This is a genomic window from Streptomyces fildesensis (assembly GCF_016107395.1).
GTDB classification, from domain to species: Bacteria; Actinomycetota; Actinomycetes; order Streptomycetales; family Streptomycetaceae; genus Actinacidiphila; species Actinacidiphila fildesensis.
In genome coordinates, this window is the sequence record NZ_JAAIKO010000324.1 from 1 (window position 1) to 253 (window position 253).

At 57.3% G+C, this 253-nt stretch carries 1 protein-coding gene; it reads left to right on the forward strand.

Annotation, left to right across the window (positions count from 1 at the left end):
* Window positions 1-253, forward strand: a 253-nt coding sequence (locus C6N31_RS47435) for an Hsp70 family protein (protein ID WP_198359741.1), incomplete at both ends; no start/stop codon positions are given.

Consider the following 253-nt stretch of genomic DNA (forward strand, 5'->3'; position numbering starts at 1 on the left):
ATCAACCCCGACGAAGCCGTCGCCTATGGAGCCGCGGTTCAAGCCGCCATCCTGAGCGGTGAAGGCAACGAGAAAGTGCAAGACCTTCTACTTCTCGATGTCACGCCTCTCAGCCTTGGCCTCGAAACCGCCGGCGGAGTCATGACCGTTTTGATTCCTCGGAACACCACCATTCCCACGAAGAAAGAGCAGATCTTCTCCACGTACTCCGACAACCAGCCCGGAGTTCTGATCCAGGTTTACGAAGGCGAGC